The sequence below is a fragment of the Pseudomonas sp. SM4 genome, from assembly GCF_051913165.1.
Lineage (GTDB): Bacteria > Pseudomonadota > Gammaproteobacteria > Pseudomonadales > Pseudomonadaceae > Aquipseudomonas.
In genome coordinates this window covers 247,243-264,089 of record NZ_JBODOE010000003.1, presented here as the reverse complement: position 1 = coordinate 264,089, position 16,847 = coordinate 247,243, and the positions used below count along the sequence as shown (strand labels likewise).

Below are 16,847 nucleotides of genomic sequence, written 5' to 3'. Positions count from 1 at the left end.
GGATTTTGCGCATGTCTGACTCCCGTGCTCGGGGCATCCACTTCGAGACCTTGAAAAAGGCCATCCCCCCCGTACTGATCAAGGCCTCGGCGACACGCCGCGCCGAGCTGCGCGAGATCCGGCCGGTGCTGCCGGCCTGGCTCACCAAGGCGTCCTCAGACCAACAACAGACACTCAGGGACGCCACCGAAGCCCTGCACCTGCGCCAGAACCAACGGGACGCCCTGTTCGACAAAATCCAGAGCATCGACAGCTTTGCGAAAAAACTGCTGGAACCTGAACTGCAGAAACTTGACCCCAGTTTAGATGCCGACAACACCTGGCTGCGCTTGTACGCACCAAAAAGCCTGGGCATTTTCGGTCTGAAAAGTGAAGCGCTGACGGTTAAAACCCTCTCGCTGTTGCAAGCGGCGTTGCACAACTTCGAATATGACGAAACCCGACCGGGGTTCTATGACACGAGTTCGTGTTTTATCAGCCGCCCCGATGTTAATGGCCATTTCGAACCGATCGCGACCCCGGTCAGCGTCGACGTATTCGCGCGCCTGTGCCGGCGTCTGAACATCGGCGAGCACTATCAGCGCTACCTGACAGACTTCCTGCGCCCGCCGAACAATCGCCTCGTCGAAAACCTGCTGCGGCAGATCAACGGCGCGTACTGCAAGCAATCCCTGCAGACAGCAGCCTGTCTGGCGCTGATCAAAAAAGACATCGGCCAGGCCGAATACAATCAGCTGATGAAAGTCGTCAAAGGCGACAGCGTCATCATGGACGGCAAGAAACAACTTCGCTTTTGCGGCTTAAGCATCATGGGATTGCGCCTGACCGATTGCGTGTTGTTCATTCCGTGCGAGTTACATCGCTACAGCACCGGGTCGATAATCGCCTGGATCCCCGGTGACCCCGAACATCCGGTCAAACGCTACGCCAGCTTCGAGGCGTTCCAACAGGAACTGACCCGCCAACTGACCGCCCGCGCCAGCAACATTGGCACCGATGCCGGCTCGCCAACGTCCTATCAACTGTTCTTCAGCCGTTTCGTTGCGCAGAAGGACAGGTCGTATTACTTCAGACGCTTCAACGAGACTGTCAGCGATGGCCCGCCACGGTCTTTTGTCGAGAAGTGGCGCCATCACGAGCTGGTGCAACTGGGCGAACGACTGATACTCCACGCAGACATCCCACCACCGCGCGAATTCGGAGTTCGTCAGGATCCGCTGGAGTCGCCGAACTTCCACATCAGCGACTGCACCTTGCCGGGCAAAGGCCCTTGGGAGGACTTCGAACTGTGGCCGGTGTTGCATGAAACAACCCTCGATCAAATGATCAGCGACGCCAGAGTCATCGCCGTGCCCAACGCCGACGAGGACGCCAAGGCACGTTCCGAACGCTGGGCCAATTATCTGAATATCGGCTTTGTCGCCCTCGGCGCCTTTGCGCTGGTGGTGCCCGGACTGGGCGAACTGATGCTGGTGGTGACGGGAGGTCAATTGCTTTACGAGGTGTTGGAAGGTGCGGTGGAACTGAGCGAAGGTGACCGGCAAGCAGGCTGGGCCCACCTCACCGACGTCATCGAAAATCTCGCGGCTGGCATTGCGCTGGCGCCGGTTTTTCACTTCACCGTTTCACCCTTCATCGAAAGCCTGAAAGCAGTGCGCCTGCCAAGCGCAAAGACTCGCCTGTGGAAACCTGATCTGCTGCCGTACCGATTCAAAGGCAAGCTGCCGCCCGAACTCGCGCGGGGTGAGCACGGGCTGTACGCGCACGAAGGCAAATCCCTGCTGCGGGTCGGCGAACACCATTACCAACTGTCGAAACAGGCGACGACCGATGCACTGGTCGTGCGCCACGCCACGCGCCCGGATGCTTTTGAAGTACCGGTTCGGCACAACGGTTCCGGCAGTTTTGTACTCGAAGGAGAAACGCCTCGAAGCTGGGATGACACTACGTTGATGCGCCGCCTGGGCCATTCGGTCGAAGGGTTTACCGATCCGCAGGAACTTGAGCTGATTCGACAGACCAGCGGCACGTCGCCCAACGTGTTGCGCCGCATGTACCACGAGAATGCGCCCATACCGCCGTTGCTGGCCGACACCGTGCAGCGCTTCAATATCGAGCGCGATGTGCAGGCCTTCGTCGACAACGTCAGCAGCGATGACCCGGTCAGGCAGGCCCGGGCCAGACGTGATCCGGCCAGCCAGCTGCAAATCATCGAAGCTCAAGGACTGTGGCCTGCCGACGTCCCCCTGCGGGTCAGCAACAATCGCGGCGAGACACTCTGGCAATCCGCAGCGGCCAGGTCATCCCAAGGCCGAAAACTGGTGGTTCAGTTGAGTGATCAACAACTCAACGGAGGGCAGGGTTTGAATACAGTCCTGCAAACGCTGGAGGCGAATGGCGCACCGATTGCCCTCGACGTAGCGCCCGCCGAGCTTGAAGCGCATCTGCAGACACGCATTGCCGACAGCGCAAACAGTCTGCGTCGGCAATTATTCGAGCAGCGTTACCAACCTCAGGTACAAACGTTCAACCCGGCGCGAACAGTGTTGACCGAGGCATTCCCGGCGCTGCCGGCGCCGCTCGCCGACACCTTGCTGGGCAACGCCACGCCAGCCGAACTCAACCTGATGAAGCAGCAACAACGCTTGCCATTGCGCCTTAAGCAACTGGGCAACGAATTGCAATTTGAAACCCGCAGCACTCATGCCTGGCAAGGTTTTCATCATGACTGGCTGGCGACCGCCGACACTGAACGCCTGGCCCTCAATGCCCTGCGTATCCACAGCGATGCGCTGGCCCGACTGCGCATTGAAGTGCGCCAGCAATCGCTGGATGGCGAGCTGATTTGCAGCGTTGGCTCCGCTGACGCCACGACAGTAAACACACTGATCAAGGACGCCGATTCTCGCTACACCGCGCATGACGCTCAAGGCCAGCATCTGCAAGACCGGCCGGGCGATCTGTTTCAAGCAATCCTTAACGCCCTGCCCGCTGATCAGCGCCAGACACTGGGTTATCGCCTCGATGACGCCGCCGGTTTCAAACACTGGATTCTGGCGAAAACCGAGCCGGCGAGCGTACGTCGCACGTTGCTCGCCGAACCACCGATCAGTGACCGCGTAGCGACTGAAACCACTATTTTGCTCGGTGGTCCCGGTTACTCCAGAGCCGGGCAAACCCTGCTCGACCGTATTCAGGACATTTACCCGCACCTCAATGAAACCGAAGTGCAAGGTTTTGCCCAAGCGCTAAGCACCCAGGGCGATGCCGAGTCTGGCATCCGGCGTATCGAAAACGACCTCGACACATTGCGCATCGCCCTCGACACCTGGCGCTTCGAGGAAGTGATCAACTGGCACTCCGGCAATGGTGGCACGCATAACCTGACGTTTATGCTCGACGGCGGCCTGCATCTGTCCGAAAGACTGATGGCCTGTTTTGAACGTAAAGCCACGGTGTTTGGCGAACGCAGCGTCGCACCGCAAGCCGGTTATACGCTGGATCTTTCCTCTGAAATGCGTCGCTACAATCTTGAGCACTGGTGGAAAAAACTACCGGACATCAAGCCTTATCTCGATCAGATCACTACCCTCGCCCTCGACAACGTGCCGCTCGCCACCGACGGATCGGGACTGCTCAAGGACTTTCATCACCTGCGTCAATTGAGCGCCAGAAACTGCGAGTTGAAGCAACTGCCGAAAGACATCGGCCGCATGCGTCAACTGGAAACCTTGCGCCTCTCGGGCAACCAGATTCAGTTGACGCCGCAAACCGTGGAGGAACTGAAGAACCTCACGCGCCTGCAAACCCTGCGTCTGGATCTGAACCCCTTGGGCCTGGCTCCCAATGTCAGCCGAATGCCGCGTCTGGGTATCCTGACGCTGAACGAAACCGGGCTGACCACCTGGCCTGAGGGACTGTTTGAAAAGCATCGGCCACGACAGTTTTTCCTCGACATGCTGGGCAATCCGATCGAGGAAGTTCCGCGTGTCGTACCGGGTTCCAACAACGCCTTCATCATCGCGCGCACCCGCCTGATTGCCAGTGAGTTGTCTGACGTCAATCGTGTTCTCTACGAGAAATATCGCACTTCCGTCGGCCTTATCCCCGAACATGTCACGTCGACAACCACCACCGAAATGATCAGACGCTGGCCTTTGAAGACCGATGCGTTATTCAACCGGATGCCGGGAATCGGCATTTATCGCCCGGAAGCGTGGCCCGATCTGGCCTCCGAACCGAACTCGCGGGGCTTCTTCAAAATCATCGATGACCTGACCCAATCGGCGGATTATCGCAGCGGCGGCTCGGCACGGGAGCAATTGAGCGAGCGTGTCTGGCGAATGATCCATGCGATCGATATCGACAAAAACCTGCGTCAGGATCTGTTCGAGATGGCCATCGCGCCAGTCAATTGCCGGGATGCCGGGGCACAGGTGTTCAATCAGATGGGCATCAGGGTGCTGGCGGCCGAAGCCCGGTTGTCTTCGACCTCAAGAGCCATGCTCGAACAAAAACTGGTGACATTGGCCCGAGGCGCTGCGCGACTGGATTACGTCAATGATGTCGCCCAAGCGGACATCCAGAGCCGTGGCGGTAATCCCGACGTGGTCGAGGTGTACCTGGCCTATCAGACGGGGCTGGCGCAGCGCCTCGATCTGCCGTGGCAGTCGCAGAACATGCTGTTTCGCATCACTGCAGGTGTCGATCAGGCGAAAATCGACCTGGCATTCGAAACGGTCAACGCGATGGAGGCTGGCGACGGCCTGATCAACCGCATGCTCGAACAGCCGTTCTGGACGGACTATCTGCGCGAGGCTCATCCCGACAGTTACTACGCCAACAAGGCCCGCTTCGAGGAGCGGTCATCACAGCTCGACGACTTGCGTACGGCACAAGCCGACTGGGCAGGCTCCAACGATCCTTACCAGCAAAAAGCGGCTTTGCGCGACAAGCTCAAGGATCTCGCACGAATACTGGGCGTCCCCAAAGAGCAAGTGCTGACCGGGCAACCCATGCCGGATTCTTTATACGAACATCTGATCAATGATCTGGGCGATCAGGAGCAGCAGCTCAGCCGCCAGCAAACCCGCGATGCGTTGGAAAAACTCGCACTGCCCCCCGGTTAACCGACCTCGGAATCCCAGATGACCGTGACGTTGCCTTTGTACGTTGCCGCGCCGCCGGACAACACGTGTTCGACATCCGCCTGCTCGACCGCGAAGTGCAACGTGCCCGGTTTGCGGTCAACGTAAACGCCCGGCTGGAACAGTTCGGTACCTGTGCCGCTGATCCGCAACGGTTGGCGGATTACTGCGCCGCCAGCTGCCGATGTCAGACCAGCGGGTAACGTCACTGCAACCTGCAACGGTACGGAACGACCTCCTCGCGCCTCCAGACCACAGGTATCGCCCACCGCGAACTCGCACGTCATCTGCATTTTGAAACGGGAGCTTGTCGAGATATTAAAGGTCTGGTCACGGAACAAACGCGTCGGCTTACGTCCTTGATTCAGCCAGGCCTGCCAGCCGCCCAGAGGCACCAATTCGACACGAGTGCCACCCGGTGGAATATCGACTTTGAGGGTGTGCTGCACCTCCAGCTCAAAGTTCAAGGTCAATGCGGAATCGGTTGGCAACATGATGTCGCCGAAATCGAAATCCGCTCCGGGGCCTAGTGTGTAGGTCAGAGTACCCATGTATTTACCCGAGGACATTTCCAGCGGGCTGGGGGTTTCCAGTTCATAGGCGAAATCAAGGTAGTCATAACGCAACCAGGGGATGTCGAACTTCGCTTGTCGTGAACAGACGCCCTCAGTGGGCGTCTTCCAGAAAAAACCATAACCGTTTTCCCAGATCACACCGACACCGCTATACGTGCAAGGAGGCGGTGTATTGACCCAAGTTCCATCCCACAACGCCCAGTGTGCATCCCGATAGTCTGGACGAGGGCCCACAAGTTTCATGATGTTTTCAGTCAGATACTTTGAGCCGAGCCCGGCAATCCGTACTTTCAGCGTTTTCGTTTCAGCCGTGCCCTGATGTGTCACCGTCAGATCGCGCCACTGGGTCGGGACTTTGAACATGGCACCCTGACGAATCGATGGATGATTCGCCACAATCGGGCCGGCAGAATAGAAGCGGATCGGCACCTGCAAACTGAACATTTCATTGTCTTTGCATTGCTGGGCATAACCCGCGCAATAACCGCTGGACGGTGTGTCATTGATGAATTTATTGCGTTGCGGATAGGCCGAATCCGGTTTGAAAGATGCGTTGATCGAAACCTGTTCGGCTGTCGCCGATGATAACCACACGAAAACCAAAGCCAGCGAGAATGCACCTCGCAGGAATACTCGAAAAAAAATCATCCATTGAACCTCGTACAGGCCGCCAACCATTTCCCTGATCGGCAGCCGGTTTTGACCAGATCAGCCGACCTCGGAATCCCAAACAACCGTGACGTTGCCTCTATAAGTGGCAGCCTCGCCGGACAACATGCGCTCGACATCAGCCTGCTTGATGTCAAAGTGCAAAACCCCCGGTTTGCGATCGACATAAATTCCGGGCTGAAAAAGCTCGGTACCCACGCCACTCACCCGCAACGGCTGACGAACGACCGGCTGGCCGCCCGCCGAGGTCAGGCCGGTGGGCAAAGTCACCGCAACTTGCAACGGCACGATGCGACCTCCCGGCTCCTCAAGACCGCAGCCATCACCCACGGTGAACTCGCATGTCATCTGCATTTTGAATTGCGAGCTGGTCCAGATATTGAAGGTCTGATCACGGAACAATCGGGTCGGTTTACGCCCCTGGTTCAGCCAGGCCTGCCATCCGCCTTCAGGGATCAATTCAACCTTGTTGCCACCCGGAGGAATTTCGACTTTGAGCATGTGCTCGACGATCAGAGTGAAATTGAGCTGGAGCAAGTTATCGTTGGGAATCATCAGGTCGCCCATGTCGAAATCTTTACCGGGCCCCACCGAGTACTCGACGCTCCCGTGGTAACGACCAGACTTCATCGTCAACGGGCTGGGGGTGCGCAGTTCATAGCCGTAAACGAAGTAGCGAAAGAAAAAACCGGGAATCAGAAATCGTGCCTGTTTGGCACAGACTCCAGCATTAACCGGGACTTTCCAGAAACTGTTGTAACCGACAGGCCCCATCGTGGCACTGGAGACGCCGATACAGGGCGCTGGCGCCTCTCGCCAAGAGCCGCCAGTCCACAAAATGCTCCATGCCAGCGAAAGATCCTTACCGGCCTGCCCCTCCACAATTTCAGTCACTGGCTGAAAAAGTCCAGATTCGTGACCAACTCCCGCGATACGTAACTCAAGAATCTCCCTGTCGCCTGATTCATGGGTCATTTCAATGCGCTGCCAATGCGAAGGGACTTTAGCCATTCCGCCCTGACGCGGGTCTGTGTGAAAAGCCTGAATCGGCCCACTGGCATTGAAAACAATCGGTGCGACCAAGGTGAACAGGCCTTCCGGCTTGCACTGGCCGGGCAACTGCAGACAAAACCCCTCAGAAGGTGTCTGGTTTATAAATTCGTTACTCTGCGGATTTGCAGAGTCCGGCCGAAACAACGCCTCGATGTCTTTAACCGCTGCCGACACCGACATCACGGCAAAACCGCTCACTAGCACAACCACCAAACGTGCATAAATATTCATCATGTCCCTTCACCTGTTCAGTCCGGACAATCGGTCTCAAGCACCGGGTAAAACGGCGTTGAACATCATGTTGACGTTGCCGAAATAACTGCCCGGTTTATAAACCCCGTCTTCCGGTCTCTGCGGGGTGATTTCCAGCAACACGCGTCGCCCCTGCTTGGCGTCAACCGAGGAAACCACTTCAACCGCCTCGCCGACTTTCAGCACTCTGCCGTTGAACACCACCTGCAGATTGATATTGTGCTGGCTCTCGCCACTGGACAGATAAGCCACACCGTCCAGTTGCGCCTCGATCGCCCCGCCCTCGTTTTTCACATCAAAATCCTTGCGCAGACCACCGAGCGTCGAGTTGAGCAAACTCCACGGCAGCCGCTGTTCGCGACTGATCCAGCCAGGATCTGCCGGCAAGACATGGAACCCTGAAGAGGGAATGCTCACCGACACTTCAAACTCCTGCACCTCGCGCGCCGCGTGGGCACAGGTGCAGGCCAGTAACAAACCGGTCAGCGTCACCCGTGCAATTTTTCGCCTGTTCATGATCGTTCCTCTGCCATCCAAATCGCGGTGTGCCTAACCCTTCACGTCGACTTTCTTTTTCGCCGCGCCTTCAACCACCGTGAAGCGGTAATTGCGCCCGGCCTGCTTGTCGAAACGGAAAGTGCGCCCGGCCAGAATGTGGTGTTTGGTGGTCGGCTGGCAGTCCTGGTCATTGCCCACGGCACAGTCCTTGAACTCGTCGATGACCACCACGCTGTTGCCGTTATTGCGGATTTGATATTGGCCGTTGCCGTCATCGATGACGCTGTCGAACCGGGTGTTTTTCGGCCGCACGAAAAACACCGTGCCGTAACCGGCCAGCACCGTAACGCCGGCCGCGAAGTCTTTTTTGTAGTCCGCCTGCTCTTCATCCGTGAGCGCAAATTCGTCGGCGGCTTCAGGCACCACCGGCACAAAACGGACGCGAAAATAGCGTTCCTGATCGCGCGCGCCCATGTACAACAAGCGCGTGCCTTGAGTGCCGTTGGCCGGCACGATCAGCCGCGCCGGGCTGGCCATCAGGCCGTCGCGTGCCGTGGCACCGGCCTGGGATTGCAGAGGAATTTCGCGGGCAGCGCCCTGCTCATCGAAGATCATTTCGAGAATATTGATCTTGATGAACGCGGTACTGTCGCCGCCATTGAAGATGCGTTTCAGATAGGTGCTTTTGTCAGCATCCAGATAGTCGTAGACCACGCCGACGTTGATCTGCGGAGCAGCAAAAGCGAGGGGCGCACACAAGAAAAAACCAACTGCCAACAAACGTTTCATGTTCGATTTGCCTCTGTATATTCAACACAGCCGCAACGGGCTGTCACAGCGAGTGACGGGTTTAAGGTCGGATCAACCAGCGGTTTCATTGCCATTGGCGGTGTCCGCCAAGGTGTCCGGCGTGCAGCGCAAATCGCCAATCATCAGCACGTTGTTTTCCACCCGGGCGGCATCGGTGTTCAGGCGGAAGCGGCAGAGCAATTGATCGCCCTGACGCACTTCCAGGGTCGGCGCGCCGGCGTTCATTTCCATCGAGAAGAACCCGTCGACTTCACTCACCCCACGGCTGGCGTGGTTGATGATGTGGTGGCCCTTGAGCGGTTGACCTTTGGGGTCGATCAAGCGGCCGAGCACCGTCAGGGTTTTCATCACGCGGATTTTTCGATAGTCCACGCCCCCCTTGTTCAAGTGATAACTCATGCGCGCCGGCTGGATCGCGGCGGCCGGCACGTCGTTGCCTTCAAAATCGAAGCTCACCGTGCCTTTTTTGTATGCGGTGATCGGGATGAAATTGCGTCCCGGCCGCAAGTTGGCGCTGCCACCACTGAGGTCGTCGGCGCGCAGGGCGATGTTGTCCAGGTCGGACTCGACGTCGACGATCATTCCGGCGCCACCTCGGTCGTGTTGACGGGTCATGGCCAGGTGCTGACCGCTCAACGCGATGGTGCTGTCGAGGTTCAAGCCCCCCGTGAGATTGCCGTTGAACGACGAACGCTGAACGAAACCGTCGCCGTTGACCGCGTCACTCTGGAAGCTGCCAGTCCCGGAAAGCCCCAAACCATAGGTGTCGGTGATCGCTGTGGCCGAGACGCTTTGCAGCAGGTGATCCTGCAGGTCTTTGCGGTAGGTGACGGACGCGTTGTTGTCACGTCCGCCATCACGCGAAGTGCGCGAACCAAGGCTGCCGGAAATCTGCTCACCCGGTGCACCAAGCGCCAGACTGACACTCAGATCGACCCCGCGATTGCGCGCATCGCCGCTGCTGAAACTGCCGGGGCGGTCGAACACCGACAGACGCCAGTTGGCATCGCTGCCAAACAATTCGCCGCGCTGCGTCCAGCCGAGATCGAGACCGACACCTTCGATATTGCCGTCACTGTGCGACACCCGCGCATTGATCGAACTTTTGTTGCTGACCCGATGATTCACCGACAGCGCCGAGTTGCTGGTCTGGCCGATGAACACGTTGCGCTGCCGCACTCGTGTGCCGTCGGGCAAGGTTTCGTAGGTGTTAGTGGTGTCGAGCCAGCTGCGGTTGTGGGTCAGGAAAATACTGCCGGAGCCGTAGCTGTACATGCCCTGCAGATCGAGGCCGGTGCCGTGGTCTTCGGTTTGGTAAACGTTGCCGAACACGCTGGTGTTATTGGCCAGCGTCCAGTCGATCGAGGTGCCGTACTGCAGTTTTTCGCTGATCTGGCGTCCGGAGAACCCGACGATGACCCGAGGGTGCAGCAGGTAGTTGAACGCCGCGCCAGCGGTCATGCCGCCGGAGGCCTGATCGTCCCAGTTGCTCCACAATTTGCTCTCGCGCCCGGCGAACACGTTGTAGCGCCAGCGCTCGTCATGATTGCGCCAGTTGTTCGGTTTGTAGATCAGCTCGGACGTGGTGGAGGTGATCTGACCGTCTTCGATCAAACGCACTTCGACTTCATAAATGCCGCCGGGCAACGGTCGGGTGTCCAGAGTTTGCAGACCGGCGTCGACCGGTTGTGTGTTGATCAACATGCCGTTGCGATAAATCTCCACCGAAGCCTGGCGGTTCGCGGTGACGTAGAGCGGATAAACGCTGGGTTTCGGATTGTCGATGGCGAGGCTGTCGGAGCTGCCGTACATGGCGCCCACCGCGGTGTCCGGGCTGACACCGAACGAACGCGGCTGACGGGTCAAGCCTTCCGAATCAGGCATGAAATAGCCTAGGCGAATAAAACGGCCTTGCAGTTCTTTCTGGCTGTAGAGCTCTTGCACGGCGTGATACATCTGCTCGTCCGAGCCGCCGAGACGGGCCATTTGTACGTTCAGGCTTTGCGTCCAGTTACCAAGGCTGCTGCTGGTGACCAGACCGTAACGGCCTCCGAGATCCTGATCCTGACCACCGTTGAGGTTGAGCTGATTGCGCACAATCAAACCGGTGCTGCCGGCTTGCGGTTGCAGGTAGTAACGTGGGGCCTGACTGTCGCGCTCGGCATTTTCGGTGACGATCGACACCAGCGAATTTTCCAGGTTGTAGTGCACCGCGAGCATCTGCTCCGGGCAACTGCCCTGACAGGCGCCCAATGCGACACCACGACCGAGATAGTCGGCCCAGACATCGCGTTCAGTGGCGCTAAAGTTGCTGTCGACACTCTCGGTAAACTCGAGGAGGGTGATGCGATCATTGCGTGATAGAACAATCATCGCCTCGCCCAGAAACTGTTGATCCAATTCAACACGCACCGCCAGCGGCACATCAAAGAAGTGCTCTTCGAATTCGCTCGGCAGCCCTTTGGCCTGCGCCAACAAGTTACGCGGTGTATGACTGGCATCGGTAGACGCAGCCAAGGCATTGGCACATAAAAAAAGTGCAAGCGCTGCCGCGATGGGTGTCATCGGAAACATGAACTTAGTTACTCTTTTTGTTTGATTGGCCAAACGCCGGCCGAACACTGTTTATTAGCGATCGGCCGGACGAACGCATTGCCAAAAACGGCAATGACCGACAGCGCTTTACGGCGTGATGCGCGGAATCGCGTCGAACATCACCACCGGCGTGGCGGTGTACAGGCCGGACTGGCCATCGGCCGGTTTGGCGGCGGTGATCACCAGATCGGCACGCATGCCGCCATTGGATTCGGTGTCGCCTACAACTTCTTCAGACACGCCGGTGAGGGTTTTACCGTTGAAGGTGTACGTCAGGGCAATGGTATTGGCACCGTTGAACAAAGGCTGCGGCCCACCTTCAACGTAAGCGCCTACCGAGCCCTGGCTGTGCTGGATGTCATAGGTGCCGCGCACCGGGGACAACGTGCCAGCGCCGATGACGTAGCGCATTTCTTCGTTTTTACCGAAGTTCGGATCGACCGGCTGGGCGTGGAACACCTTGCTCGGAATGTCCGCGACGATATTGATGGCGGTGCGCGATTCTTCAGCCGCAAAGGCCACCGAAGCACCCAGCGTCAGGATGGCCAGAGGAGTAGCGATTGCAAGTTGCTTGAGCATGATTAACTTCCTGTCATTTCGTTGTGGGAGATGGCTGAAGTCCAGTGCTGCTTACATGAACAGAAGAATGAAGACCAGCCGGCTTCAGACATGTAAGAAAGTGGACGTTCAACGCCGAGGAATATTCCCCTATTACCACCACGAAATAAGCAGGCCGTTTCTGACGAGTGCGTAGCCAAAGGGCGATTCGACTTGAAAGAAAAACAGCAACTTTCAAGAAAAACACTTGAGTAACTGTAAGACCGATACTACATCAGGACAAAATGAAAAAGTTGCAGGCCATGCAACTTCTGTAAGAAGCAAACTACACACGCAATAAAATAAGGACGACATCGATGCTTTAGAGTAATTAATCAAACTAACTGAAAGTTGTATAGGCATTTATTGTTACCGGCGCGGCGAAAAAATCCTCCTCGGGCGCCCCTTGCGCCATCTGCGCGCCCGTGCAGACCTGCTCGACCGTTGGTCATTTCAGCTTGATTAAGCCATAAGATATATCTTAAGTTGTATCTAAACACGACGAGAGAAGACTGAAATGAGAGACCATCATTCCCCCCACCGCGAACATGGCGACGGCCGTGACGGCTTCGAAAAACGCCCCGGTCGCGAACGCGGCGGCCGCGGCCCACGGGTATTCGCCCCCGGTGATTTGAAATTGCTGCTGTTGGCGTTGATCGCCGAACAGCCGTGCCACGGCTACGACTTGATCCGACAGATCGAAGGCATGTTCGACGGCGCCTACAGCCCGAGCCCCGGCGTGATCTACCCGACCCTGACCTTCCTCGAAGAAAGCGACCTGATTGCCGGTGACGCCGAGGGCGGCAAAAAACGCTACAGCGTCACCGAGGCCGGTCGTTTGTCTTTGGGCGAGCAAACCGTGGCGCTCGATGGCGTGCGCATGCGCATCGACGTCAGCAAACGCTCGCTGCGCGGCCATGACCGTCCCGCCGAAATCCATGAAGCCGTGCACAACTTGCGTCACGCCCTGCAAATGCACCACGGCCGCTGGAGCCCGGAAGAAATCCTGCGCGTGCGTGACCTGCTCAACGACACCGCCAAAGCCATCGTCGACGGCCCCGCCGTTCAACCTGCCTCGGAGAAAGCCGAATGACTGCAGTCGATACCCAAACCATTCACCGCGTGATGCACGAAATCAAACGCCGCAAGCTTGAAGTGTTGCGCGTGGTCGACCTGACGCCGCGCATGCGCCGCATCACCCTCGGCGGGCCTGAGCTGGCCGGGTTTATCAGCCTGGGCACGGACGATCACGTCAAACTGCTGTTCCCGCAGAACGCCGAGCAGGCCGCCGCGCTGGAAACCATGGTGCTCAGCGCCGGCAAGGACGATGGGCCGAAGCCCGAAATGCGCGACTACACGCCGCGTCGTTATGACCTGGATGCGCTGGAGCTGGACATCGATTTTGTACTGCACGGTGACGGCCCTGCGTCGACCTGGGCCGAGCAAGCTGCACCGGGGCAATTCCTGCACATCGGCGGGCCGCGTGGCTCGATGATCGTGCCGGATATCTTCGACAGCTACCTGCTGATCGGAGATGAAACCGCCCTGCCCGCCATCGCCCGTCGCCTTGAAGGTTTGGCGGCGAATCGCAAAGCCTTGGTCGTGATCGAGGTGGAAAACGGTGCTGAACAGCAAGTGCTGGAGAGCGCAGCGCAGGTCAATGTGATCTGGGTGTTGCGTGAGGGCGGCAAGGACAACCTGCTGAGCACGGTGAAACAGTTGCAGGTGCCCAAAGGCAATCTGTATGCGTGGGTGGCGACGGAGACCAAAGTCTCACGGCAGATTCGCCGTGTCCTGATCGATGAGCACGGGCTGGATGAGCAACTGATCAAAGCCGTCGGCTACTGGCGCGCCGAAGGTTCCGAAGAAGAGTGATATCCCCTGTAGGAGCTGCCGAAGGCTGCGATCTTTTGATCGTTGATTGTTCAAAAACAAGATCAAAAGATCGCAGCGTGCCGCAGCTCCTACAGAGGTACGCATTCCAATGTAGGAGCTGCCGAAGGCTGCGATCTTTTGAGGGTCATCGGCGAAATCGGTCGAGGCCGATCACCAGCAACCCAATCACCACAAACCCCAGCAATATCCCCCCGGCATTGATAAACACCTGTGGATAACCCAACACCGCCACATCAATGAACGGATATGCATACGCGCCGAGCAAATGCCCGCGCAGCAAGGCGTAGATGAAGTACACCAGCGGATAAATCAGCCACAGCGGCAGATGCCACCAGCGCAACGTGCCCTTCAGTACGCACACCCACCAATACCCCAAAAACAGCAGCGGCATCACGTCGTGCAGCAGCTCATCGGCGACAAACTGCCAACCTTCCGGGTGCCACAAATGCCGCAGCAAAATGCTGTAGGCCAGGCCGACCACGACAATGCTCACGGCAATCCCACTGCTCACCCACGGCTGTAGAAACCAACGGCGTGCGGCGGATTCGCGAGCGGTCACGGCGCAGGTCAGCACCGTCGCCACCAGCGTATTCGTCCATATCGTGAAGTAACTGAAAAAACTCACCAGCCCGCCCAACAGGCTGGCGCCGACGCTCAAACGCGCAAAAAAAATCAGATAAAGCTGAATACCCAGCCCCGCCCAGCCCATTACAGCAGCGCAGGTGATCAGGCGTCGCCGCCGGACGGTGTCCATTTCAGAGTGGTCGCTTGGTGCGCATCAACTTCACGTACAGGCGCTCGACTTTCTCCCGCGCCCACGGGGTTTTACGCAGAAACGTCAGGCTCGATTTGATGCTCGGATCGCTTTTGAAGCAGCGAATATCAATGCGCTCGGCCAGCCCCGACCATTCGTAATGAGTCACCAAAGCGTTGAGGATCTGTTCGAGGGTGACGCCGTGCAGCGGATCGGGGGTTTGGTCGTTCATGCCAGGCCTTTGGGCAAGTGAAAAATGCGGAAGCCGCGCACCTTAGCCGAGGGGGTGGTTCGGTGGAAGGGCTTCCTTCAAATGTAGGTCAAGGTCGAAAGATCGCAGCCTTCGGCAGCTCCTACTGGTGCACGCATTTCAATGTAGGAGCTGCCGAAGGCTGCGATCTTTTCGCACTGTTACCAAATCTGAAAGGATGCATGTTCACAAAAGGCCTTTCTCAATTTGTTACAGATCATTATCCTGCCGCCCTTCAGCTGAATCGCTTCACTGCCTGCGACATATTGAAGCGCTCAGTTTGCACCCCGAAAACACCAAAAAAAGACTTATTCATGCCCGATTTTTCCTTCTCCCGAGACAGCGCTATCTCAGCCCTGCGCGCCATCGGTGGCTGCACCGCCCTTGGCCTCGCCACTTGCGTCCAAGCGGCTCCCGCGTTCGACAGCGAATCACCGTACATGCTCGGTGACTGGAACGGCACGCGCACCGAACTCTCGGAAAAAGGCTACGACTTCAAACTCGATTACACCGGCGAAATGGGCAGTAATCTGCACGGCGGCTACGATCACGACCGCACCGCGCGTTACAGCGATCAGTTCGGTCTCGGCACGCACCTCGATCTGCAAAAGATCCTCGGCTGGGACGATGCCGAGTTTCAACTGACCATCACCAAACGCAGCGGCAACAACATCAGCAACGACCGCATCAACGATCCGCGCGTCGGCGGCTTCACTTCGGCCCAGGAAGTCTGGGGCCGTGGCCAGACCACGCGCCTGACGCAGATGTGGTATCAGCAGAAATTCTTCGATCAGAAACTCGACATCAAAGTCGGCCGTTTCGGCGAAGGCGAAGACTTCAACAGCTTCCCGTGCGACTTCCAGAATCTCGCGTTCTGCGGCTCGCAGGTCGGCAACTGGGTCGGCGGCATCTGGTACAACTGGCCGGTCAGCCAATGGGCGCTGCGCGTCAAATATCACCTGACCCCAGAGTTGTACGCGCAGGTCGGTGCCTATGAGCAGAACCCGTCGAACCTTGATCGCGGCAACGGCTTCAAACTCAGCGGCAGCGGCACCCAGGGCGCGATCCTGCCGATCGAACTGGTGTGGACGCCGAAGCTCAACGGCCTGCCGGGCGAATACCGCGCCGGTTACTACTACAGCAACGCCAAAGCCACTGACGCTTATAAAGATCAGAACGGCCAACCGGCGGCCCTCAGCGGCGAGGCCTATCGCAGCGCGTCGAGCAAACACGGCATCTGGCTGGGCATTCAGCAGCAAGTCACCAGCGTGGCCAGCGACAACAGTCGCGGATTGAGCGTATTCGCCAACGGCACGATGCACGACAAGAAAACCAACGCGATCGACAACTACGTGCAGGCCGGCATTACCTACAAAGGCCCGTTCGACGCGCGCGCCAAGGACGACATCGGTTTCGCCCTCGCCCGCGTGCACGTCAACCCGGCGTACCGCAAAAACGCCGAAGCGACGAATCAGGCCAATGCCGTTTACGACTATGACGATCCGGCGTTCTTGCCACCGCAAGACACTGAATACAGCGCCGAGTTGTATTACGGCGTGCATGTAACAAATTGGCTGACCATACGTCCGAACCTGCAATACATCCGCCACCCCGGTGGCGTGAACGACGTCGACGACGCCCTGATCGGCGGGATCAAAATCCAGTCCTCGTTCTAAAGAAACACTGAGATCCAATGTGGGAGCGAGCCTGCTCGCGAAAGCAATTTCAACTTCACCAAAGAAGTCGACTGA

The 16,847-nt window shown here is 57.9% G+C and carries 12 protein-coding genes; 4 read left to right on the top strand and 8 right to left on the bottom strand.

Going from position 1 to position 16,847, the window contains the following annotated elements; genetic code table 11:
- Window positions 1-11: 11 nt before the first annotated feature.
- Window positions 12-5,129, top strand: a complete 5,118-nt coding sequence (locus tag ACQ4MY_RS06870) for an NEL-type E3 ubiquitin ligase domain-containing protein (protein WP_440094503.1) — start codon at window positions 12-14, stop codon at window positions 5,127-5,129.
- Here the strand turns inward: ACQ4MY_RS06870 and ACQ4MY_RS06865 are convergent.
- From ACQ4MY_RS06865 to ACQ4MY_RS06840, 6 genes are all read right to left on the bottom strand, one after another.
- Window positions 5,126-6,370: a hypothetical protein gene (locus ACQ4MY_RS06865; protein ID WP_440094757.1), complete on the bottom strand. Its 1,245-nt coding sequence runs from the start codon at window positions 6,368-6,370 to the stop codon at window positions 5,126-5,128. The two genes, ACQ4MY_RS06870 and ACQ4MY_RS06865, sit on opposite strands and share 4 nt — an antisense overlap.
- 60 nt (window positions 6,371-6,430) lie before the next feature.
- Complete coding sequence (locus tag ACQ4MY_RS06860) at window positions 6,431-7,678, bottom strand: hypothetical protein (RefSeq protein ID WP_440094502.1); 1,248 nt, start codon at window positions 7,676-7,678, stop codon at window positions 6,431-6,433.
- A gap of 33 nt (window positions 7,679-7,711) precedes the next feature.
- Window positions 7,712-8,212, bottom strand: coding sequence for a CS1 type fimbrial major subunit (locus ACQ4MY_RS06855; RefSeq protein WP_440094500.1), 501 nt, complete (start codon window positions 8,210-8,212; stop codon window positions 7,712-7,714).
- Window positions 8,213-8,245: 33 nt separating this feature from the next.
- Window positions 8,246-8,983: a hypothetical protein gene (locus ACQ4MY_RS06850; RefSeq protein ID WP_008088473.1), complete on the bottom strand. Its 738-nt coding sequence runs from the start codon at window positions 8,981-8,983 to the stop codon at window positions 8,246-8,248.
- 72 nt (window positions 8,984-9,055) lie between these two features.
- On the bottom strand, window positions 9,056-11,578 hold the full coding sequence (locus ACQ4MY_RS06845) for a CS1-pili formation C-terminal domain-containing protein (RefSeq protein WP_440094498.1): 2,523 nt from the start codon (window positions 11,576-11,578) through the stop codon (window positions 9,056-9,058).
- Window positions 11,579-11,686: 108 nt separating this feature from the next.
- Window positions 11,687-12,178 (bottom strand): CS1 type fimbrial major subunit, encoded by a 492-nt coding sequence (locus ACQ4MY_RS06840; RefSeq protein WP_008088477.1) that lies wholly within the window; start codon window positions 12,176-12,178, stop codon window positions 11,687-11,689.
- Window positions 12,179-12,713: 535 nt separating this feature from the next.
- Between ACQ4MY_RS06840 and ACQ4MY_RS06835 the strand changes: the two genes are divergently transcribed.
- Complete coding sequence (locus ACQ4MY_RS06835) at window positions 12,714-13,289, top strand: PadR family transcriptional regulator (RefSeq protein WP_440094495.1); 576 nt, start codon at window positions 12,714-12,716, stop codon at window positions 13,287-13,289.
- Window positions 13,286-14,071 (top strand): siderophore-interacting protein, encoded by a 786-nt coding sequence (locus tag ACQ4MY_RS06830; RefSeq protein WP_440094494.1) that lies wholly within the window; start codon window positions 13,286-13,288, stop codon window positions 14,069-14,071. Before ACQ4MY_RS06835 ends, ACQ4MY_RS06830 begins: the two co-directional genes overlap by 4 nt.
- A 145-nt stretch (window positions 14,072-14,216) precedes the next feature.
- Here the strand turns inward: ACQ4MY_RS06830 and ACQ4MY_RS06825 are convergent, their stop codons facing one another.
- Together ACQ4MY_RS06825 and ACQ4MY_RS06820 are read right to left on the bottom strand one after the other, a co-directional pair.
- Window positions 14,217-14,846 carry a Pr6Pr family membrane protein gene (locus tag ACQ4MY_RS06825; RefSeq protein WP_440094492.1) on the bottom strand — a complete coding sequence of 210 codons (630 nt, stop codon included), beginning with the start codon at window positions 14,844-14,846 and terminating at the stop codon, window positions 14,217-14,219.
- Between the two features lies 1 nt (window position 14,847).
- On the bottom strand, window positions 14,848-15,078 hold the full coding sequence (locus ACQ4MY_RS06820; protein WP_008088485.1) for a VF530 family DNA-binding protein: 231 nt from the start codon (window positions 15,076-15,078) through the stop codon (window positions 14,848-14,850).
- 332 nt (window positions 15,079-15,410) lie between these two features.
- On the opposite strand from ACQ4MY_RS06820, the gene ACQ4MY_RS06815 reads away from it, so the two are divergent.
- Window positions 15,411-16,772: a carbohydrate porin gene (locus ACQ4MY_RS06815; protein WP_440094490.1), complete on the top strand. Its 1,362-nt coding sequence runs from the start codon at window positions 15,411-15,413 to the stop codon at window positions 16,770-16,772.
- Window positions 16,773-16,847: the final 75 nt, after the last annotated feature.